Source organism: Lewinella sp. (assembly GCF_050633125.1).
Classification (GTDB): domain Bacteria; phylum Bacteroidota; class Bacteroidia; order Chitinophagales; family Saprospiraceae; genus Lewinella.
On the sequence record NZ_JBOEFX010000101.1, the window covers coordinates 1 to 20,789 of the forward strand.

19 protein-coding genes are annotated in these 20,789 nt (G+C 44.2%); 15 read left to right on the forward strand and 4 right to left on the reverse strand.

Annotation, left to right across the window (positions count from 1 at the left end):
• The first annotated feature begins 232 nt into the window (after positions 1-232).
• The 3 genes from ACRBG0_RS20715 (at position 233) to ACRBG0_RS20725 (ending at position 2,029) form a co-directional block, all read left to right on the forward strand.
• On the forward strand, positions 233-841 hold the full coding sequence (locus ACRBG0_RS20715) for a Crp/Fnr family transcriptional regulator (protein ID WP_431488757.1): 609 nt from the start codon (positions 233-235) through the stop codon (positions 839-841).
• A 104-nt stretch (positions 842-945) separates the two neighbouring features.
• Positions 946-1,713: an MBL fold metallo-hydrolase gene (locus tag ACRBG0_RS20720; RefSeq protein WP_431488758.1), complete on the forward strand. Its 768-nt coding sequence runs from the start codon at positions 946-948 to the stop codon at positions 1,711-1,713.
• A gap of 73 nt (positions 1,714-1,786) precedes the next feature.
• A complete protein-coding gene (locus ACRBG0_RS20725; protein ID WP_431488759.1) occupies positions 1,787-2,029 on the forward strand; it encodes a GlsB/YeaQ/YmgE family stress response membrane protein in 243 nt (80 codons plus the stop codon).
• Between the two features lie 173 nt (positions 2,030-2,202).
• Here ACRBG0_RS20725 and ACRBG0_RS20730 read toward each other — a convergent pair whose 3' ends face one another.
• Entirely contained in the window at positions 2,203-2,697 is a 495-nt protein-coding gene (locus ACRBG0_RS20730) for a YybH family protein (RefSeq protein ID WP_431488760.1), read from the reverse strand.
• A gap of 139 nt (positions 2,698-2,836) precedes the next feature.
• On the opposite strand from ACRBG0_RS20730, the gene ACRBG0_RS20735 reads away from it, so the two are divergent.
• Complete coding sequence (locus ACRBG0_RS20735) at positions 2,837-3,418, forward strand: Crp/Fnr family transcriptional regulator (protein WP_431488761.1); 582 nt, start codon at positions 2,837-2,839, stop codon at positions 3,416-3,418.
• Between the two features lie 209 nt (positions 3,419-3,627).
• Here the strand turns inward: ACRBG0_RS20735 and ACRBG0_RS20740 are convergent, their stop codons facing one another.
• The gene (locus ACRBG0_RS20740) at positions 3,628-4,758 is read right to left on the reverse strand and encodes a Gfo/Idh/MocA family protein (RefSeq protein WP_431488762.1); all 1,131 of its coding nucleotides are present in this window, start codon (positions 4,756-4,758) and stop codon (positions 3,628-3,630) included.
• A gap of 1,484 nt (positions 4,759-6,242) precedes the next feature.
• On the opposite strand from ACRBG0_RS20740, the gene ACRBG0_RS20745 reads away from it, so the two are divergent.
• From ACRBG0_RS20745 to ACRBG0_RS20795, 11 genes are all read left to right on the forward strand, one after another.
• Entirely contained in the window at positions 6,243-6,797 is a 555-nt protein-coding gene (locus tag ACRBG0_RS20745) for a hypothetical protein (protein WP_431488763.1), read from the forward strand.
• A gap of 69 nt (positions 6,798-6,866) precedes the next feature.
• Positions 6,867-7,358: a RidA family protein gene (locus ACRBG0_RS20750; RefSeq protein ID WP_431488764.1), complete on the forward strand. Its 492-nt coding sequence runs from the start codon at positions 6,867-6,869 to the stop codon at positions 7,356-7,358.
• A 171-nt stretch (positions 7,359-7,529) separates the two neighbouring features.
• On the forward strand, positions 7,530-8,816 hold the full coding sequence (locus tag ACRBG0_RS20755) for a phenylacetate--CoA ligase family protein (protein ID WP_431488794.1): 1,287 nt from the start codon (positions 7,530-7,532) through the stop codon (positions 8,814-8,816).
• Positions 8,817-9,024: 208 nt separating this feature from the next.
• Entirely contained in the window at positions 9,025-9,234 is a 210-nt protein-coding gene (locus ACRBG0_RS20760; protein WP_431488765.1) for a DUF3185 family protein, read from the forward strand.
• 470 nt (positions 9,235-9,704) lie between these two features.
• On the forward strand, positions 9,705-12,089 hold the full coding sequence (locus ACRBG0_RS20765) for a TonB-dependent receptor (RefSeq protein WP_431488766.1): 2,385 nt from the start codon (positions 9,705-9,707) through the stop codon (positions 12,087-12,089).
• A gap of 5 nt (positions 12,090-12,094) precedes the next feature.
• Positions 12,095-13,000, forward strand: coding sequence for a DUF4249 family protein (locus ACRBG0_RS20770; protein ID WP_431488767.1), 906 nt, complete (start codon positions 12,095-12,097; stop codon positions 12,998-13,000).
• Between the two features lie 166 nt (positions 13,001-13,166).
• Positions 13,167-14,417, forward strand: a complete 1,251-nt coding sequence (locus ACRBG0_RS20775; RefSeq protein WP_431488768.1) for a T9SS type A sorting domain-containing protein — start codon at positions 13,167-13,169, stop codon at positions 14,415-14,417.
• Positions 14,418-14,598: 181 nt separating this feature from the next.
• A complete protein-coding gene (locus tag ACRBG0_RS20780; RefSeq protein WP_431488769.1) occupies positions 14,599-15,633 on the forward strand; it encodes a serine hydrolase domain-containing protein in 1,035 nt (344 codons plus the stop codon).
• A gap of 47 nt (positions 15,634-15,680) precedes the next feature.
• A complete protein-coding gene (locus tag ACRBG0_RS20785; protein WP_431488770.1) occupies positions 15,681-16,403 on the forward strand; it encodes a hypothetical protein in 723 nt (240 codons plus the stop codon).
• A gap of 40 nt (positions 16,404-16,443) precedes the next feature.
• Positions 16,444-17,286 carry a helix-turn-helix domain-containing protein gene (locus ACRBG0_RS20790; protein ID WP_431488771.1) on the forward strand — a complete coding sequence of 281 codons (843 nt, stop codon included), beginning with the start codon at positions 16,444-16,446 and terminating at the stop codon, positions 17,284-17,286.
• Between the two features lie 136 nt (positions 17,287-17,422).
• Positions 17,423-18,322, forward strand: a complete 900-nt coding sequence (locus ACRBG0_RS20795; protein WP_431488772.1) for a hypothetical protein — start codon at positions 17,423-17,425, stop codon at positions 18,320-18,322.
• A 152-nt stretch (positions 18,323-18,474) separates the two neighbouring features.
• Here the strand turns inward: ACRBG0_RS20795 and ACRBG0_RS20800 are convergent, their stop codons facing one another.
• Complete coding sequence (locus tag ACRBG0_RS20800; protein WP_431488773.1) at positions 18,475-19,731, reverse strand: hypothetical protein; 1,257 nt, start codon at positions 19,729-19,731, stop codon at positions 18,475-18,477.
• Positions 19,732-19,749: 18 nt separating this feature from the next.
• Positions 19,750-20,757, reverse strand: coding sequence for a hypothetical protein (locus tag ACRBG0_RS20805; RefSeq protein WP_431488774.1), 1,008 nt, complete (start codon positions 20,755-20,757; stop codon positions 19,750-19,752).
• Positions 20,758-20,789: the final 32 nt, after the last annotated feature.

Here is a 20,789-nt window from a genome sequence, read left to right on the forward strand (position 1 = left end):
CTGCCGGTGAGTTTACTGCTACGAAGCAGATGATTGCTGTAAAATAATGTTTTAGGAATTTAAAGATGATGACTTTATAGTAATTGCGGACAGGTAGTACCACCTGTCCGCTTTACTTTTTTAGGATATTGCTTAACAAGTGCAGTTGTTTTCTATGATTATTCTTCGCCGAGCCCTAAGTACCCTGAGCGCTACATTTTCTATTCAGCGATTGATACAACACTATGTATATTTGTCAATAATTTTAGAGGGTTTCCCTATTCAATATATTATGAAGGACCAGCTAGCTGATTTTTTCCGTAAGGAATTTCCCTTTCATCAGGAAGGACTGGAAGAGTTTATGGCTAGTTTTGAAGTAAAATATTACAAAAAGAAGTCGCTATTGTTAAGCGCGGGGCAAAAAGTACAGGAACTATGCTTTTTAAATAAAGGCGTTGTTCGAGAATATTATCAAAGCGATAAAAAGGAGAGTAATATTAATTTCTATGATGGTCCTCAGTTTGTAACAGATTTCTCGGCTTTTAATAGAGACATTCCTACTTTTAAATTTCAGGAATGCTTGACGGAGATAGAGGTACGTGTAATGGCAAAAAACACCTTTCGAAAATTGTTAGAAAAGTATGAATGTGGAGGAGTAATTGTACAAAGGACTTTTGAGCGCTTATTAGCAGAAAAAGAAAAGTCAATGTACCGTAGATTGACGAAAACACCAGAAGAATTATATCAACAAATAGCAGCGGAAAAGGCCAACTGGTTACAAAAGATACCTCAATACCATATCGCTTCTTATTTAGGGGTCACTCCAGAAACGCTCAGCAGAATAAGAGGTAAAATCAGATAGCATAGAATGATTTATTTCTTGATTTGAATCAATGAATTAGAAGTTAAGTCCAGGTAGTTTTGCTTTCCTATTGATACCTATCTGAGAAGTAAAAACCACTTGCCATGAAGATTCATCACTTACGGAACGCAACCCTCATTATTGAATCAGGGCCACTTCATATCCTGGTAGACCCTATGCTGGGGAAACGAGGATCGCTCTTGCCGTTTACATTGTTTAGATTTAAAGCTCGCCGGAATCCGCTAGTTAACCTGCCAGAGAGTAGCGATGCTTTGCTAGCGAAAGTAACACACTGTTTAATTACACACCAGCACCCCGATCATATTGATGACGTAGGCATTGCCTTTTTACGCGATCAGCAAATACCTGTGATTTGTAGTAATAAGGATGCTAAGGCATTTGAAAAGAGAGGACTGTCGGTCAGTTTATCGCTTGCATATGGTGAGCAAGCATCAGCTTTAGGTGGGTTTGTTACAGGAATACCTGCCCGACATGGTTACGGCTTTATTGCAGCCCCAATGGGTAATGTGATGGGTTTTTATTTAGAATTACCAGGGGCACCTACGCTCTACATTAGTGCAGATACTATTTATACCAAAGCGGTAGAAAAGGTCTTGACCCAATCTCGGCCAGCAGTAAGTATTTTAGCTGGTGGTACTGCCCAGTTGGATATAGGTAGCCCGCTACTGATGACGATAGAAGATATTATTCAATTTGTGCGTAATGCTCCGGGGCAGGTTATCATTAATCATTTGGAGGCCTTGAATCATTGTCCAACTACCAGGCAACAATTACGAGAGGTGCTAGAGGAGCAGGGAGTGCTGCATAAAGTCAGCCTTCCGGAGGATGGAGCAACTTTGGTTATTGAATGATCTCAGCAGTTGTCTTAAAATCCTTACCTTAAGCAAGGTAAACTTGAATTATCAAAACAAAACGACATTAACTATGAGTCTTCTGTACTTTATTCTTATTGGAGCCGTTGCTGGCTGGTTGGCTGGTCAGATTATGAAAGGTGGCGGTTTTGGGCTGCTCGTCAATATAATCCTCGGTATCATTGGTGGTGCTGTTGGCGGTTGGTTATTTGGACAGTTGGGTATCTCTGCTGGTGGTGGGCTGTCGGGGTCTCTCATTACGGCTACAGTAGGCGCGGTAGCAGTCCTTTTTGTGGCGGGGTTGTTTAAAAAATAACCTTTTTAGAGTTATATGACAAGTAAATGGGCAGGTAAAGGTAGTGCTAACATCACTTCTACCTGCCCATATTGTTTTGATAGTGAGGTCCTTTCACTGCGTAGGTTGCCTACCGGCCATGCTGTTAGGCTGGGTTTGCGGCGAGTGTATAAAGTGCGCTTTATTCGATATCTCTATTGCATTTTGTTGAACATATAGCGAGCAATTTTCCATTGGCCTTGTATCTTCTGCAAGACAAAAAGCTCGCGATTTTCCTCGGCAACATTTGCCCCTGTAGCGTGGATGAGGGTGCTGCCTTGTGAGGTGGTACGGGCAAAAGCATAATCTCCAGTCAGTTCAATTTCATCGATTTGAAATTCAATGGTGAGTTGAATATTACTGAATACAAATTCATAAGCACTCTTAACTTGCTTTTGTCCAATAGAGGTAGGTGCTCCGGTAGGCATAAAGATGCCATCGTCTGCGTAAAGTGCTAATATAGCCCCAATATCTGATGCGTTGAGCGCATCACGGTAAGCAAAAAGAAGTTCGTTGATGGCGGCTTTTTCCTGAGAACTATTCATAGTTATCTGATTTTGAGTGGAAGAATTATTGTCGGCAGGGGCTGTTTCACAACTGGTAAATGACAGTATCATTGTTGCAGCAACCCAAAGCATTTGTTTTAGCATTGTATTGTTTTTTGTTGTTGCAAAGGTGGGCCGAAAAGAGAGGTGGTGCCTATAAGCTAGTTTAAGAAATAAGCTTAAACTAGCTTAAGAATTTTGTTACTTTGGCACTTACTCTCCATCATTGCTTTAATACAAAATCATGCCGAAGCAGCAACTCATTACTTATTTTGATCAATTCTTAGCGTTAGAAGAAGAAGAGAAAAATGCACTTGTAGAGCGGACACAGGAGCGTAAAATAAAGCGTAGGCAGTTTGTTTTACAGGAAGGTGATGTTTGTCGGCATTACAATTTTGTGGTAAAGGGCTGCCTGAAGATGTACAGTGTAGACGAGAATGGAACTGAGCACAACCTCCAATTTGCTGCCGAAAATGAGTGGATGACGGATCTCGGAAGTTTGTTCTCCGAGAAGCCTAGTATGCTTTACATTGAAGCGGTAGAACCTTCTTTGATCGTGAGAATTGAGAAAGAAGATTTGAAATTCTTCTTTGTTAATTACCCGAAATTTGACCGAAATTTTCGGGTAATGACCGAAAATAAGTATGTGGAATTACAAAGCCGATTATTACAAAATATTAGCTCATCGGCTCAAGAGCGATACCTACAGTTTTTAGCGAATTATCCTCACCTAAGCAATCGCCTACCTAATACCCAGATTGCCTCCTACCTGGGGATAACGCCGGAGTTTTTGAGTAAGATTCGCAAAAAAATAGCGGGGCGGTAGTTTTCCTTTCTTCTTAATGTGGATTAAGCTTTTATCTTAAGTTTGTTTATTGGCCAACGGTACTACTCAGGTGCTGATGGATGCCGTTGTCACCAAAGCCATAGCATTGAGCATAGATCGGGTTTTCAATTAGAAGAGATCATCGAAGTTTATGCCTACATGGAGGGCAATCACGCAAAAGGAAGGCATGGCCCCAAATAAATACACCATTAAGAACCAAAAAAATCGGCCCACTGCACTGTTTTACCCGTTTGGGCGGATACTTTAGCGGCCTCTAGGATTTGCATAACCCGGAGGTTGTTGGTCAGCGCGGAAACGTCCCAAGGATTTACGGCGTAGCCATACTGGATGACCTGAGACAGGTAGGCAAAAGGATCGTGTAAGCCTGGTGAAAGCGGTTCAGCTTGGTGGTCTTGTGGCCCTTTGGCTTCCTCCTTCATGACGGTCATATCGGTACCGTTTTTACAGAAGATGTAACCGTGGGTGCCATAAATTTCCATCTCTTTGCGGTTGTGTGACCAGTTCCAGGAAGCCTGAATGACGACCTGAGTTGTTGGGTAGGTAATGATGATGGTCGCTTCGTCTTCTACCTCAGGATACCGGTGGGGTTTGATTTGCTGGGTGATGCAGGTAACACTAACGGGCACCTCTCCCTGCGTGAGCCAAGTGGTAAGATTAGCGCCATAGCAGCCAAAATCGGTGAGGGCACCACCGCCATTAAGAACAGGGTCGACCAGCCATTCTACAAACTCTGGGTTGCAGCCAATTTCGATGGGGCCAGGGTGGCCGGTATAGAAATTGAGGTGCCGAAGATCGCCGATGGCCTGCTGCTCGAGGTAGAGGTTGTAGGCTTCTTCGTTGCTACCATACCAAGAGGTTTCGTAGTTGGTGAGCAGGTGGATATTGTGTTTTTCTGCGAGTGCAGCCATCTGTTGAGCATGCTCCCAACTGACGGCCAGAGGCTTCTCGACCATAACATGAATACCGCGCGGAGCACAATATTCAACTACAGAAAGGTGATCGTAGATGGTGTTGAAAGCCGTGACGGCCTGAGGTTTTTGGGCGGCAACCATTTCTTCGATGGTATTGTAAACAAGATCCATAGAGTAGCCGTGTTGTAGGCTGTATTGCTCGGCTAGCTGACGATTAGGCTCTACAATGCCTACAATCTCAATGTCTCCCTGATCTTCTCGCCCCAATATCCAGTGGACGTGCGTGTGTACCAGGCCGATTACCCCAACCCTTAAAGGAGGCTCAGAGCGAAGCGGTTCGGACACCGTATTGGTGGTTTGGGCCATGATGCTGAATTGTGTGAGGAAGCAAAAGAGTAATAATCGCATGTCAGCTGTTTTTTCGTTACAGCGAAGATGCGCATTAATGGTTTGAATGCAAAATTGCTATTATTGACTGCAAGCGGGACGGAGAATGTGAAGTTTTGACTAAAAAATTAGTTAATTGTGTCGTTCATTAAACTCACTGTAGCATGATTACCCGAATAGCAAGTTTAGCTTTTTGTTTGAGTATCGTTTTTTTGACAAATGCCAATGCTCAGCAAATACCAGATACGAGCACTTTTTTTGTGATAGAGAAAATGGCGTATCCGGATAAAGACGGCCCATTGATTTACGTGGATGCTGGCCATAATAATTTTCATACCCTGGCAGGGAGATACGTAGCTTTTGGGAATGTATTGGCTGCGGATGGCTATCGATTGGCTGATCAGCCGGAAGAGATTACGTCTGCCGTACTAAAAGAATGCGCGGTGTATGTGATTGCAAATCCGTTACATGAAAGCAATGTAGGCAATTGGAGCAACCCTTGTCCGAGTGCTTTTTCAACAGAAGAGATTGCTGCATTAAAAGACTGGGTTGCTGAGGGCGGCAGCCTTTTCCTGATTGCAGATCATATGCCTTTTGGTGGGGCTGCCAAAGACTTGGCAGCTGCTTTTGGCGTAGCGTGGCTCAATTGTTTTGCGATGGATAACCGTCGGCGCAATGCAGATCGTTTTACCCACAAACAAGGTACCTTGGGCAGGGTAGGAGTGACGGATAACATTACAACGGTCGTTACTTTCACCGGTAGTGCTTTTAAAGCACCAGCTACGTCCTCGGTGGTGGTAGCGTTGGATGAAGATTTTACGCTGCTAAGCCCTACGATAGCCTGGCAATTTGAAGATAGTACTCCGTATGAACCTGGTGCAGGTTGGCAGCAGTTGGCTTACTTTCCTTATGAGAAAGGCAAGGTGTNNGAGTGGGGAAGCAGCTATGTTTTCGGCTCAATTATCGGGGCCTCGCGAGCAAAAAGTAGGAATGAATAGTGAATTGGCTAAAGAGAATGTGCAGTTGCTAAGGAACTTGGTGAGTTGGTTGGTGGATTAATTTTTTTGTTTGTATTTTTTTATTTAAAAACAAAAAAAAACTATCTTTGTGATAAGAACTGGCTTGACTCCCGGGTTCTATAATCATAGGTCATTACCCTTATTTAGTCGATAAGGCATTCAGAGGAATTTTTTTAGCGTATTGTTTGGCTGCTGTTGTTATGACAGCAGATGTAAGCGCACGTCCCTAATGGCCGTGAGGCCAAGGGGTGGATTTGGCGACCTGGCAGCTGGGTGGGTCCCTCCCACTTGAGGGTCGTATATCTAGTGGTTTTGTCGTAAATATTTGATTGGCAGCCTGTTGTGGTTTTGTTGTCCTCCTGTTTTGAATGCCTGTGCGAGGCGTCTCTGGTACGCTAGTCATGTTTAAGTGGTGTCATCAGTAAGGTGATAACGGCCTTTCTTGTTGGATTTTAGTATTATTGTTGAAATAGATATTCCAGCGAAATGAAAAACCTCTGGCAAAAATTCCGTCAAGTCGATACCAATTTTCTCATTGCTATTTCTGCAGTAGTTATCAGTTTGTGTGCCCTGATCGTTTCTTTCCAAGAGGTGCGTATTATGCGCCAGCAGCAGCAAGTGTCTATGTATCCTCACCTTTCGTTAAGCCAAATCTACAGCACAGAAGGTTTTGCGATTAATTTGCGTAATAGTGGTATTGGTCTGGCACAAATCAATAGTGTACAGGTTTTCGATGGAGAACGCTACTATAAAAATTGGTTGGAGATTATTGAGGCCCAGTTGCCAGATAGCTTGCAGTTTGGCTACGAAGCACTTGTATCAAATACAGTCAACAAAAAAATGATCATCCCTGGTGAGGAGGTTACCTTGTTTTCTGTAAATTGGACCCCTGCAACCCGGTTGTTAGAGCAAAAAATGAAAGAGATGACCATGACTATTTGCTATTCCTCGCTATTAGAGGAATACTGGTCAATAGAAAATGATAACCGCCAGCAACTCTCGCGCCCTTGCAAAAGGATAGAAAGTGAACAGTTTTACTAGCACACTACACCTGCATGAGCGCCTCATTTTGTAATTTTAGATCATTCCTATATTAATTCCTCCTTGTATATGAGCTACTTAAACTATCGTTATTGGTTAGGTCTTGGCGTGTTTTTTTTACTAGTAGGCTGTTGTTGCTCTACCAATAATGAGGAGGATTCGGCGATCCAAGAACAACAATCGCCTCCTATATTTCATCCCACGCACGAACCCAGCAAAGTCAATGCTCCCTACAGCGACATCGTTCAGGTAGATAATCTCTACTTTCTGGCTGGCCAAATTGGGAAAGACCACACCAAAGGCACTTTGGTAGAAGGCGGCATTGAGGCCGAAACCCGCCAGTGCCTGGAAAATATCAAAGCCGTCCTGGCGCAGCATGATATGAGTATGGCTAATGTCGTCAAAGCGCTGGTTATCCTGGATGATATCAACGATTTTGCCGCTTTTAATGAAGTTTACAAAACGTACCTTCCTCAAAAGCCGGCCCGCACCACCTTCGCCGCAGAAGCCCTTGCCGCGGGTGCTAAAATCGAAATCGAAGTGGTGGCTGTCGGGGATTAGGAGAGTGTAAAAGTTGGTTGGGTGTAAGGGGGGAAACGTTTTTTAGCTTACGCTCTCAGAAAGGCAGCATTCTACCTTTAAACCCGGCATCGAGACGTAGTGGTATGATGCCGCTACTGCAAGGTCACCCGCATACTATCAACTATGAACAAACAATCATCAACCAAAGAAATGCTCTACAACCCCTCCATAGAAACCCTCCCGCTAGCAAAGCTTCGCCAACTGCAAAGCGAGCGCCTACGAGCACTCGTTAACCGCTTATACGAAAAGGTACCTTTCTATCGTCAGCAGTTCACGGTAGCAGGCCTAATGCCTGGCGATATCAAAGGTATCGAAGACTTGCGCCGGTTGCCTTTTACGCGAAAAGCAGACTTGCGTGATAATTACCCTTACGGAATGTTTGCGACGCCAATGGAGGAAGTTCGCCGTATCCACGCTTCTAGTGGTACAACAGGAAAACCCACCGTCGTGGGTTACAATCAGCACGATCTGGGGGTGTTCAACGAGGTCGTTGCGCGGTCGCTGGTCGCTGCGGGTGCCCGCCCCGGTATGCGACTTCATAATGCCTACGGCTATGGCTTATTTACCGGCGGATTGGGTATGCACGGTGGTGCTACACGCTTGGGGATGGCGGTTATCCCGGTGTCTGGTGGCATGACGGATAGGCAATTGACCATCCTTCAGGATTTCTCGCCAGAGGTAATTTGTTGTACACCTTCTTACGCTCAAACCCTTGCTGCCGAGTGCGCCAAGCGCGGTATTGATCCCGCTACCCTGAGTACCCGTTACGCGGTGCTCGGTGCTGAACCCTGGACAGAAGCTATTCGCCAGCAGGTAGAAGCAGGTTTGCAGGTCAGCGCCACCAATATTTATGGCCTTAGCGAAATTATGGGGCCGGGTGTTTCCCAGGAAGATGTCGATGAAAAGGGTACAGGCAGCTACATCTGGGAAGACCATTTCTTTCCTGAAGTTGTAGACAGAGAAACCGGCCAACCATTGCCTTACGGCGAAGAGGGTGTACTGGTTTTTACCACCCTCACCAAACAGACATTTCCCCTGCTTCGCTACTGGACCAACGACATTTGCAGCCTACACTACGATCCCAATGGCAAACGCACCCACATCAAGATGGCGGCCATCAAAGGCCGGGCCGATGATATGCTCATTATCCGAGGCGTAAACCTGTTCTATACCCAAGTCGAAGAGGTCATTGAGCAGATGGACTTCTTAGTCCCTAATTATCGGCTCATCGTCACCAGAGAAGGCACGATGGATCAGGTGGAAGTACAGGTAGAAGTGGCTCCTGGTCTGGATGCGGCCAACCCGGATTTGGCGGCAGCGCTTTCACAAAAGATTAAAAATACCATCGGGCTGTCCATGAAAATAAGCCTGCAAGCTCCGGGTAGTATCCCCGGCAGCGAGGGCGGAAAACTATCTAGGGTAGAGGATCGCCGATAGGTGTGAGGTTTTTAGAACCACTAAAGGCACACTAAGGTTTTGAACCATATAAGAAAATAGAAGGGATTATAAGGGGCTAGCCAAACATGGTAAATTCACTAATTTACCTGACATAATAGAGCCTTTGTCAAAGTAATATGAAAACACCGGTCACCGAACAATTCCTCAAAAGTGGAAGTTTCAACGTCAAACCAACCACACTACAATTATGAAAAAGCTATTTCCCATCCTGCTTATTGTAGCAGGTATTGCGCTCGCCTTTATGGGTATCAATACTTTCCAGGAATCTACCGCCTCCGTTTCCTTTCTTGGCCTGGATATCAACGCCAGTGATGAATCAGGACAAACAACTGCCATCCTCTATATGGTATTAGGTGGGGTGAGTTTGATAGCCGGCTATCTGATGTACCGTAAATAGGGAGTTGCACAAAAAACGACATCACCCAAAAAGAAGAGGGGACGCTTATCGGTCCCCTCCCAAATAAAATATTATCTCCCCTAAGAAATAATGTCTTTCGTGACCTTGACAACCCCAATGCGGTTGTCTTGGCCTACGATTCATCCTCCAATTTACAGTGCTCAACCATCTACGAAAAGTGTATCGGGGTAACCGGCCACTCCCTCCCTGTAGTGTGCCATTTTTTACAGATAACTGGAAAATAAATGAAATAGACGTAGTGGAGGTCATCGACTCCCACCATCAGTTGGTTGTATAGTTGCTACTACTGGTAGAAAACCTGAAATTAGGCAACAATTTCTGTCAACCTTTGCTGCCTGAATGCTATTAACTGTACATCCTGACTTAATTGATTTAGCTTCTCCTCTGGGAGCGGCGATCTCAAAGCAATTTAGTTGGAATAGTTTTTAACCTCGATCTCCAAAAAAACGATGAAAACAACCTTAACTCAGCTTAGTCTGCTGCTTTTTGCACTGGCTTTGAGCACCCTGTCCTTGCAAGGGCAAGAAAAATTTTCCCTCAGCGGCTATATCAGCGACGGCGAAACCGGCGAAACCCTTATCGGTGCTACCGTCTATGTGCCTTCTTTACAGCAGGGCGTTACTTCCAACGAATATGGCTTTTATTCTCTCACGCTGCCTGCCGCTACTTATGAGGTGGAGTACAGCTACGTTGGTTTCGAAACCATTCTCGAAACTATTGAGCTTACCAAAAACACGACCCTCTCGCTGGAGTTAGGCGGCTCTGCCCAGCAACTCGAAGAAGTTGTGGTGACCTCTGAAGCAGCAAATCGTAATGTTTCGGACCTACAAATGAGTACCAATTCCATGAATATGGAGACGCTCAAAAAACTACCGGCCCTCTTAGGTGAGGTGGAAGTATTGCGAAGTATCCAGCTCTTACCCGGCGTCAGTACGGTAGGGGAGGGAGCCACCGGATTCAATGTCCGTGGTGGTAGTATTGATCAAAACTTGGTGCTGCTAGATGAAGCTCCCGTTTATAACTCAGCTCACCTCTTTGGCTTTTTCTCTGTCTTCAACCCTGATGCGGTCAAAGATGTAGAGCTGTTTAAAGGAGGTATTCCTGCCCGCTACGGCGGCCGCCTTTCCTCTATTTTGGATGTTAGAATGAAAGAAGGAAATAGCAAAAAACTGGCCGTAAATGGTGGTGTAGGCTTCATCTTTAGCCGCTTGGCGGTAGAGGCTCCTATCGTAAAAGATAAGGCTTCCTTTATTGTAGCGGCACGTCGTTCTTATATTGATGTTCTGGCCAAGCCTTTCCTGAATGATGATTTGGGGGAGACCACGCTGAATTTCTACGACCTCACGCTCAAAACCAACTACAAACTCAACGAAAATAACCAGTTCTTCCTGTCGGGCTATTTTGGTCGCGACAACTTCGGTTTTGGTGATGCAGCTGGTTTCGATTGGGGTAACCAAACGACCTCACTGCGCTGGAATCACATCTTCAGCAACAAGCTTTTTGCCAATACCACGCTTTATTACAGTAATTACGAATACAGCATCGATTTTGGCGATACCGCCGAAAATGCCTTTGACTGGACGGCGAAAATCGTGAACACGAGTATCAAGCCGCGCTTCACGTATTACATTACACCCAAGAATATCCTGCGCTTTGGCGGCCAGGCCATTAACTACCGTTTTGAACCCGCCAATGCTTTCATCTCCAGTGATGGTGAAACCCAGGACATCAGCCTCGACGAACGTTTTGCGCTGGAAGGTGGCTTATACATAGAAAATGAGCAGACCTTGGGCGAACGCTGGCAACTTAATTACGGTGTACGCTGGTCTTACTTTAGCCTCATGGGCAAAGGAAATGCCTACACTTTTGGTGATGCCCTCAACCCTAACGATGGTCGCCCATTGATCGGAATCGAGAGCTTTGGCAAAGGAGAACGCATTCAGGATTTTAACAACTTCGAACCTCGGGCAGCTATCAAATATCAGCTCAGCCCCGACAATTCCATCAAAGCCAGTTACAACCGTACCTCCCAGTACATTCACTTGTTGTCCAACACGGTAGCTTCTACGCCAGTAGATATTTGGTTGCCGAGTACCAACAATGTGCAGCCACAAATGGCCGACCAGTTTGCCATCGGCTACTTCCAAAATTTCAAAGACAATACTTACGAGACGTCCGTTGAGTTTTACTACAAAAACATGGATCACCAAGTCGACTACATCGACGGTGCCGACCTTGTACTCAACGAGTTTGTTGAAGGCCAGATCCTTGAAGGTGACGGCCGCGCCTACGGAATGGAGGTGCAAGTGCAAAAAAACAAAGGTAAATTTACCGGATGGGTCAGCTACACGCTGGGCCGCAGTGAACGCCTCGTAGAAGGGATCAACAATGACGAATGGTATCCCAATCGTTTTGATCAAACCCACAACCTCAGCCTAACCACTTTTTACGAACTCAGTAAGCGCCTTTCTGTCAGTGCGGTATTTGTTTACAATACAGGTACACCTGCTACTTTCCCGACCTCTCGTTATACGGTGGCTGGTTATACCATTCCGCATATCACCGATGGCAGCCGTAACAACGTACGCATTCCTTCTTATCACCGCCTTGATCTTTCTGCAACCCTTGAAGGTAAGCGCAATGAAGAGCGCCGCTGGCAGAGCAGTTGGGTCTTCTCGGTGTACAATGTGTACAATCGCCGTAATCCTTTTTCTATTTATTTCCAGCAGTCTTCCGACCGTATTCCCGTAGGACAGCCCGCTACCACTGAGGCTGTACGTTTTTCTGTGGTCGGCAACTTTATCCCTTCTATCGCTTACAACTTCAAATTCTAAGAACCATGAACAAGCTCTTATATATTCCCGCTTTTCTATTGTTGCTGGCCAGTTTCAGCTGTACGGACGTCGTTGACATCGATGCTAATTTCGAAAAGTCAGAACTGGTAATCGATGCTTGGCTCAACCAGCTGGATACCACCCAGACCGTCTACCTTTCGCTTTCGCAAGACTATTTTCAGGCAACTGCACCACCAGCGGTAACTGATGCTACTGTAATCCTGATCAATGATACCAAAGGCACACAGATTCCCTTTACCCACAAAGGCAATGGTGCTTACGAATGGACGCCCCAGCCCGGTGAAGTGATCGGCGACATAGGCGATGCGTTTACCCTCAGTGTTGGTTATCAAAGTTGGAACTACGAGGCAGCATCCCTGCTCAATCCTGCTCCCCCCGTCGATTCTATCGTCTACGAATTTCGTGAGGAGGAACTTGGTTTCCCCGCCGGTATCTATGCCCAGTTTTACGCCCGCGACCTACCTGGTGTAGGCAATACCTACTGGATCAAGACCTATAAAAATGGTGTGTTTTTAAACAAACCCAGCGAGATGAATGTCTCTGCTGATGGTACTTTTGATCTAGGTTCCGGCACGGATGCTATTGTTTTCATTCCGCCTATTCGCGAGACCATCAATCGTATCCCGGATGAAGATACGGAAGATGATGATTCTGTTCCCCCTTACGCTATCGGCGATGAAATTCGCGTGGAAATTCACGCTATCACCAATTCTGCTTTTCGCTTTTTGGGTATCGCCCGAGAGCAAATGACCAATGGAGAAAATACCATTTTCGCCCTCCCCGTAGCCAATTCGCCTACCAATGTAGTGGGCTTGGAAGCAGATGCGCCGAAGGCTCTTGGCTTCTTCAATGTAGCGATGGTGACGGCGATGGAGGTGACGGTAGAGTAGGAGACATTTGCAGAGAAGGAACGCTACCTGCGTTTTTGTAAACAATAGCGGCAAGACCAGTTGGCCTTGCCGCTATTGTTTTTAGAACTGAGTATCAGGCAGTTTACTTTCGGTAGTTATCTTTGTAATATTTGCTGGGTTTATCCGACTTTGAACTAAAGAACTTATGAAAAAGTATTTGATTTTCTTCTTGCTGGTAATTTATGGTGCGTCGCTTTTTGCGCAAAGCGATATCAAAATAATGAGTTACAACTTGTTGATTTATCCAGAAGGAGAGATGGTCAACAGGATTGATACTTTAAGTAAAATACTCGATTTCTACGAACCTGATTTATTGTTGGTACAAGAACTGAAGAGTGAACAAGGTTTGCAAAGTATTGCTGAAGAACTCAGTGCGCTTTTTGGCGATTATAAAGCAGGAACTTATGTTCCTCAAGTTTCGAATCCTGCAAATAGTTGGCGGCTTCAGCAGAATCTGATTTTCAATGAAGCCATTTTCGAATTAGTCAGTGAAGAGGCCATCGAGACACCTTACCGGGATGTCAACTATTTTCAGCTACGGATTTTGGAGGAAGATGGAACGCCATCAACAGAGTTGTTGCATACTTATGTTACACATTTAAAATCATCACAAGGTTCGACCAATGAGCAATTGAGGCTTTCGATGGTAGAAGTATTGAATAATCATATTTCGCTTTTGCCGCCGGAAAGTAACATCATTGTCGCTGGGGATTTTAATGTGTATTATGGCGGGGAACCTGCTTACGAATCGTTGCTCAGTCCAAATGGAACGAATACATTGCATGATCCGATAGACATGCCTGGATGGGCAGGTACGAATTTCCCCAACCAAGAAATTTTCACTCAATCAACACGGTTGTCGAGCCTGGCAGACGGTTCCGGGGGAGGTGTTGATGACCGATTTGATTTTATTCTGTTGTCTGAGCAGTTGATGAATCCAAACGCCAGGTACGTTTACCAAGCAGACAGTTATAAAGCATTGGGAAACAATGGAACGTGTTATAATCAGGATTTGATTGATTGTAGCACTGTGGATAATGTGCCTTTCGATTTGCTAAGAGCGCTTTATCATATGTCAGATCATTTGCCGATCGTATTGAGCTTGGATATCAATGAGGCCGTTTCAACTATTGAGTTACCGTTTTCGTCGGAAAGTCAGTTGATTGAAATTGCTCCTAACCCTGCCAATGCCCAGGCTGACCTTGTATGGCATGGAACAGGCCCGGTTGATTTACGTATTTTTAACTTGCAAGGAAAGTTGATCCTAGCGCAAAATGGATTGGAACAAAAAGCTACAATCGACATCGCTCACCTACCTCTGGGATTGTATATGGTGCAAATGACGGACAAAGATGCTGGCGTACGTGAGGCTGCAAAAATGTTGATTCAGCGATAAGGTAGTGAGGTCAAGGGTGGAGTCTTGTTTGGGCAGCCTTAGCCCTCAAGGTACAGGGTGAAAAGTACGAGATACTTGCTGTGGGGCTAAATTTCGGAGTTCTCAGACTCCGAGGAGGAACGAAAATTCAGAGGCCAGCAGGGACAGTGATTAAACACCGAATCTTAATAAGAAATAGCAAATGACAAAGCAGCAAAGAACTCTAATAATCAGAATCCTATTGTTTGTTGGAACCATCACTTCCATGTTCTTTGTACCATGGATTTTGGTAAAGGCTTGGATATTACCACTACCAGATACGGTTCAAGAACAAGTCAATGAAGCCATTGGCCATGGGTTTGATGGGATGATTGTTTATGTGGATAAAGCTGGAAAACCACCAGCATTTTATACAGGCGGTTGGAAAGACCGAAAAAACAAAATACCTGCCGACCCAAAATCCTTATTCAAAATTGCCAGCATTAGCAAGTTGTATACCGCAGTTGCTATTACAAAATTAGCCAAGGATAAACGCTTGTCTTTAGACGAAACGCTTGCTGATTACTATCCAGAATTGGTAGATAGAATTGAGAATGCGGAAGAAATAACCTTGAGGTTGATGGTGCAACACCGGAGTGGTATTCCCAATTTCACCAACAACCCTGCTTATTGGGAAAACGAACAAGAAAACGGCAAAAAGGCCCTTGAATTTGCCCTTGATTTACCCGCTAGTTTTAAACCTGATAAAGGGTATGAATATTCAAATACGAATTATTTGTTGCTTCGTGAGATTATGGATAAGGTACTAGGTTATAGCCATCATGAATATATCAAGGAAGAAATATTGGTACCACTCGATCTGAATAACACGTTTTTTTCGCTCAGCGAAGTGAATATGGATGATGTCATGAGTGGCTATTACGTTGGCTTTGAGGAAGACTTCAAAACTAATGAAAACGGAATGTTAGCTACCGCAGAGGATGTGGGCATATTCTTGAGAGCCTTAAATGATGGCACGGTGTTTAAGGAAGGCGAAAAGGAAATCTATTCCTCCATTTACGTGTATAAGCATGGAGGGTTAGTTGTTGGTTATCAGAGTCTTGCGGAATATCATGAAGATATAGATGCGGTTGTTGTACAGTTTATAAATACGACTGATTTTGAGGGCTACGACTGGAATTTATCTGAGATTATTTATAGCCGTATTGTGAAAATTCTGAGAAAGGGGGAAAGCTAATTTAGGCTTTTTGCAATCAGGTAGACTGCCTTTTAAATCCAATAATTATGGAGAAAGAAGAAAGAAAAATTCTTGCTTTTGGAATGTTCGGTGCGTGGCTTACCTGTATGTTTTTTTTGACAACAGTGTCCGTGTTTACAACCTTGTTGACAGTCATTATCCTACTTGTACGAAAGTCTAGTACGGCAAAATATGCCGTTTTTTTAAACCCATTTGTATTTCTTGCTTTGGTTAATATCGGCCAAGGCGCGGCCGATTACTTTCGGGGAGACGCAAGAATAAGATCGTTTGGCGAACCGTCAGTACAATTTGCTAATATTGACATCGAGTCAAGACTAGAGAGGAAAGCTATGGGGTGTTCGGTGACGGGTACATCTGCCTTATCTGCTACGGTATATAATCAAACGGTTAGAAAATTGGTGTCCGTGCTGGGCTTTCAAGAGGGATCGTATGAGGGGGTATTTCCCAGTGGAATAGAAGCTAGGAAGATACTACAAGACGATATTTCAAGCTATGGTTTATGCAGATTAAAGGATGATAATTATCTTGAATTATCTGATCCTTGGAATGACTATATGATATCTCTTGAAAAGCAACATGGATTAGTAAGAGCCACGATTCTAGGAAGTAAATTGATAAGTCGCCCCAAAGTAGTCAGGCTAAATGACGATTGTATATTAGGTCAATTGAATGAGCATTGGATATACTTAATCGACATCAGAGAGAACAGAATTCTAGCTCAGTATGGAGCTGAGGATCGTTATCAATAAAGTTAAACTGGCTCGAAACGTCCAGTAAGTCCTAAAGAAAATGAAACTAAACCGCCAGGTTTTCAAATACAAAGGCAAAGTATTAATAGAAAAGGTTGTTGTTAAACCTCCTTTCAAACACGAAGGCGTATTTCAAAATGAAGGTTGTTTCCTATACATGAAAGGAACCGGGGCTAAAGTACTTTCCTCGGAGGACAATCTCCAAATGGCGGATAGAGAAGCCGTATTACTTAAATGTGATACCTATTTCATTGATTTTATCAAGAAATCAGAGAATCAAGAGGTAGAAGTCATTGCGATTCATTTATACCCAGATATTTTGAGAAAGCTTTATATCAATGAGTTGCCCGCTTTGATTGAAAAGCAAGCAAGCCACGCTCCAACGAAGCAGATCGTAGATCAGGAGGTGATTGCTAAGTTTATTGAGTCTTTAGCGTTTTATTTCGAGAATCCTTCGTTGGTAAATGACGATTTGTTGGAGCTGAAGATCAAAGAGCTGATATTACTGTTGGTGCAAACCCGAAATGTAGCGTCTGTTTTAGCACTTATCACTGATTTGTATTCTACCAGAACGACTACACTCCGAGAGGTCGTCAACTTACATCTGTATTCGAACTTGTCGATGGAAGAACTTGCCAAGCTGAGTCAGATGAGCTTATCATCGTTTAAGCGAGCGTTCAAAAAACAATTTAACGACAGCCCTTCCAATTACATCAATGCTAAAAAGCTAGAGAAGGCCAAAGAGTTATTAACGGTCTCCGATTTATCCATTAGCGATGTAGCCTACGAGGTTGGGTTTAATGATCCATTCTATTTTACCCGGCTTTTTAAAAAGAAAGAAGGTATTCCTCCTAGCACTTTTCGCTCAAATCATGCTACTTGAACCAAGTCTCCATAAAGCTGGTCTGATAGTCCATTTGTTCCTGTTATTCTGCTTGTACCTTTGTTTTAGAAGCACAACATGATGTTTATCATCTTGGGCAAACGTCTTTATACCATAAAACAGAGGGAATAAAACCATGAGGAAATCAATAAAAATCTTGTCAGGAATCGTCCTACTTTTTCTAACGGTATTTGTACTAATGAGCATTTTTTGGGTAGCGGATTTGAGAACTGCCGATATTAAAAACAATACTCAAGGTGAGGTACAAATTCAGTTCGCCAACGACTTATTAGCTACAGCTATAAAAAAGCAAGGCTTGGATAGCATTCATCGATTTTCTACCTACAAGTTGATTGGCACAGACGATTGGAAGGGTACGATGGGGGAAATGGGCAACCCCTGGGGTTGGAACAAGGATAAAACAGCTTTTCGGTTTAGTGTGAATGATTTTGATGGGCAAGTAGAAGTGCTGGAGGGAGCGCAGAAAGGCTTTGTGGCAGGCATCCAATCCTGGGATTATTACGAAAAGAAAGGTGATCGTTATGAATCCAAAGTCGAAGATGACGGCGGGAAGATATTTACCTTAGCTGCTTACCATTATTTTATTGAGTTGGGCAATCGCCTTGCCAATGCTCCCTTTATCCGATATGCAGGGAAAGGCGAATTGGAAGGAAAGGAGATGGAAAAGGTTTTTGTGAGTTGGAGCAATGATAACACAAAAGATACAGACCATTATTTGTTGTGGATAGGCAAAAAATCGGGGTTAATAGAAGCTACGACATTCACAACAAGAGATAACCCGCAACCTGCTCCTGCTTTTCTATACGGCTCTGTGCGTTTTGGTGATTTTAGGAATATTGATGGCATCTTAATTCCATTTAAGCAAACCGCTCAAGTGATGACCCCAAAGGATGACATCAATGATTACATCCACCAGTTGACGATTCAGGAATTTGAATGGGATAACTTTGCCGTTTCAGAGATACGCCCGTTTTCAGGGCTTGCGCCTATTGGGGATAATAAGCAGAGGGATTAAACTAGGAACAAAAAAGCCTCCGAATACCCAAAGGTATCGGAGGCTTTGAATGAGGTGCCAAAATCTGTGAAAGTTTACTATTGTGTTTCAGCACTTTTTGAACGGAACTCGCTGGATAACGAGCCCTGGTTTAGGATAGGCACAAAAGCGTTTTAGCTATTCGTCATTTCAAGACGAATATTATCTAAATACACCTCTCCATCCTTATCCATGCGGATGAGGAATTGTTTAATATTCTTAATGTTGGCCCCAGCGGGGAATGCAGAAAACGGAATCTGCACTTTTTGCCATTGGTCAGGTGTGAGTGTTCCTCCTTCCAGCATACTGGCATCAAGGCTTAGGAAAGATGTTTTTCGGTCGTAATCTTCAAAACCAAAACGGACAGCTTGCTTGGTCAGTAAATCCTGGCTTCCTTTGATATCCAAACTAACGGAAAGGTTAGCTTTTTCGCTACTGAGGTCTACCGGAAACCAGTTGGTCCAACTAACGCCTATCGTTACGTGATAGCAATCGTCTTTGCTGGTGTCCCAAGTGGCATGGATGGCTTTTTCGCCTTGGCTTGGAGCCGTACTGGTCAATTCAATGTTTTGGCAATGATCTTCAAGTAAACCCCAGCCATTGTTGTTGATAAATTCATCACCAAAAAGCTGCACGGGGTAGCTAATACTCGGTGCAGATGTAGGCGCATTAGGTAGCCAGATTTCCTTAGGCTTGGCTTCGTAATAAACCAGCTGGATGTCATCCAGATAGATACTGCCAGAGGCTTGCAACTCAAACATCAATTGCTTGATATTGGTGATGTCCAAGCCATCTTCGTTCAGATCAAAGGTGTTCAGGGGGACCTCTATTTTTTGCCACTCCTCATCGAGATAATAGCGCTCAAAGTAGCTGCTACCGACGTAAGACCAGGCCATGTTACCACTGTAGTCTTCTAACGTTAATACTGTGGGTAAGCCAAACATTTTCCCTTTCTTGGTGCGCGCATACATCTGAATAGCAGCATAATCAAAAACCTCTGAAAGGTCTTTCCCTGCCCAATCATCCCAGCCAATACCAAAGCCTGCCCATTCGCAGATTTTGGGGTCGCGGTCCCACTCAATAAGCAGCGCATTCTTACCAGAATGTTTCACTTTGCTTTCAACACCACCTGTGGTACAGGTAATATCTGTAGGTAGCCAAAAATTGGTGGCATCTTCATCGAAAATGATAGGCTCTACCGCCATTGATATGCTTGCTGGCCGAACGATAGTTTCTTCTGGCTCTACCCCTGTGTAAAGGGCATTCTCCTGAAACTGTATTCCACAAGCAGACATTAACAGACATAAGGCCAGAATCATTGTATACCCCCAATGACGAAACAGGGTATAGATGGAGGATTGCCCGCTTGAATTTTGCTTCTCTACATTCATAACTTCTCGGTTTCTGGTTTACAATTCAAGCGCTTTCCCGGCAGTAAAAGTGAGGTAATCGATACCAAAATCTACCTGTAAAGGTGGGTTCGGTTGACTATTCATATCCGAAATTAGCAGTACCCGGATGGCAACGATTTTACTTACCTGCTCTTCCGTCATGCCTACATCTGCCATGGTGTGGCTGAATTGCCGCCAACCTACCCAGTTGAGCGGATAGTCACCATCTATTTGAAAAGCAGCGTCTTGGCCATCTTCAAAAGCACCGGTGTCATTGGAGTCATAGATGAACTGGATGACCGCAATCCCGTGTGGGCCACCGTCTGCATAAAGGAAGGTGTTGAAATACAGTTCTTCCGGTACGGTAGTAGGAATGGGGGCATAGGCATTACCTGTAATCGTAGATTTGATATCAATCAAGCCCGCAAAGAAATTGGGTACAACATTGTCGGTACCTTCAAAAAAGTAATACCAATCTCCTTCTGCAGCCAAACCATCGTTTTTACGTCCGGTGTTATTGGTGAGCTCAAACTCGAAGTTTCCAAAAAAGATGTTGTCCAGTGGATCGGCTTCAAAATCAGTGAAAAGGCTGCCTTCGTAGACTTTCGTTCCGACGATTTCCACTGTGCCCGTTTGCATCAAGGGGCCAGCTTCAGGAATAATCAACTCAACTTCTACCAGTTCTTCCCGAAAGAAGGGGAGCTCAGTGGTACCTCCTTTCCAAATGGCGTTAGTTTCATCCAAAGCGTTGTCAAAACCATTGATCAACTTCACAGCACCACTTTCGGTACCTGTGAGTTGAATGGTAAAATTGACGCTCTTGTTGAACCTGGCAGTCATGCGTACATCTTCGCCCGCCGAGAAATCCACGGTCGTGCGGTTGATCATCAAGGGCTCAACTAATTGAAATTCACCAAAGCGATCAACCAGGTTTGGGCCATCAAACTGGTCTGTATCATGGTCACAGGTAGAAAAAACCGTGATCACCAGACTTAGAAATAAAAAAGTTACGATGCTATTTTTCATAATATTTTAGTCTTAGGAACAGCACGAAAATA

Bases quoted from the DNA above. Each gene is read 5' to 3' on its own strand.
- ACRBG0_RS20720 (WP_431488758.1), top strand. From the start codon at position 946: ATGAAGATTCATCACTTACGGAACGCAACCCTCATTATTGAATCAGGG.
- ACRBG0_RS20725 (WP_431488759.1), top strand. From the start codon at position 1,787: ATGAGTCTTCTGTACTTTATTCTTATTGGAGCCGTTGCTGGCTGGTTG.
- ACRBG0_RS20730 (WP_431488760.1), bottom strand. From the start codon at position 2,697: ATGCTAAAACAAATGCTTTGGGTTGCTGCAACAATGATACTGTCATTT.
- ACRBG0_RS20735 (WP_431488761.1), top strand. From the start codon at position 2,837: ATGCCGAAGCAGCAACTCATTACTTATTTTGATCAATTCTTAGCGTTA.
- ACRBG0_RS20740 (WP_431488762.1), bottom strand. From the start codon at position 4,758: ATGCGATTATTACTCTTTTGCTTCCTCACACAATTCAGCATCATGGCC.
- ACRBG0_RS20745 (WP_431488763.1), top strand. From the start codon at position 6,243: ATGAAAAACCTCTGGCAAAAATTCCGTCAAGTCGATACCAATTTTCTC.
- ACRBG0_RS20750 (WP_431488764.1), top strand. From the start codon at position 6,867: ATGAGCTACTTAAACTATCGTTATTGGTTAGGTCTTGGCGTGTTTTTT.
- ACRBG0_RS20755 (WP_431488794.1), top strand. From the start codon at position 7,530: ATGCTCTACAACCCCTCCATAGAAACCCTCCCGCTAGCAAAGCTTCGC.
- ACRBG0_RS20760 (WP_431488765.1), top strand. From the start codon at position 9,025: ATGAAAAAGCTATTTCCCATCCTGCTTATTGTAGCAGGTATTGCGCTC.
- ACRBG0_RS20765 (WP_431488766.1), top strand. From the start codon at position 9,705: ATGAAAACAACCTTAACTCAGCTTAGTCTGCTGCTTTTTGCACTGGCT.
- ACRBG0_RS20770 (WP_431488767.1), top strand. From the start codon at position 12,095: ATGAACAAGCTCTTATATATTCCCGCTTTTCTATTGTTGCTGGCCAGT.
- ACRBG0_RS20775 (WP_431488768.1), top strand. From the start codon at position 13,167: ATGAAAAAGTATTTGATTTTCTTCTTGCTGGTAATTTATGGTGCGTCG.
- ACRBG0_RS20780 (WP_431488769.1), top strand. From the start codon at position 14,599: ATGACAAAGCAGCAAAGAACTCTAATAATCAGAATCCTATTGTTTGTT.
- ACRBG0_RS20785 (WP_431488770.1), top strand. From the start codon at position 15,681: ATGGAGAAAGAAGAAAGAAAAATTCTTGCTTTTGGAATGTTCGGTGCG.
- ACRBG0_RS20790 (WP_431488771.1), top strand. From the start codon at position 16,444: ATGAAACTAAACCGCCAGGTTTTCAAATACAAAGGCAAAGTATTAATA.
- ACRBG0_RS20795 (WP_431488772.1), top strand. From the start codon at position 17,423: ATGAGGAAATCAATAAAAATCTTGTCAGGAATCGTCCTACTTTTTCTA.
- ACRBG0_RS20800 (WP_431488773.1), bottom strand. From the start codon at position 19,731: ATGAATGTAGAGAAGCAAAATTCAAGCGGGCAATCCTCCATCTATACC.
- ACRBG0_RS20805 (WP_431488774.1), bottom strand. From the start codon at position 20,757: ATGAAAAATAGCATCGTAACTTTTTTATTTCTAAGTCTGGTGATCACG.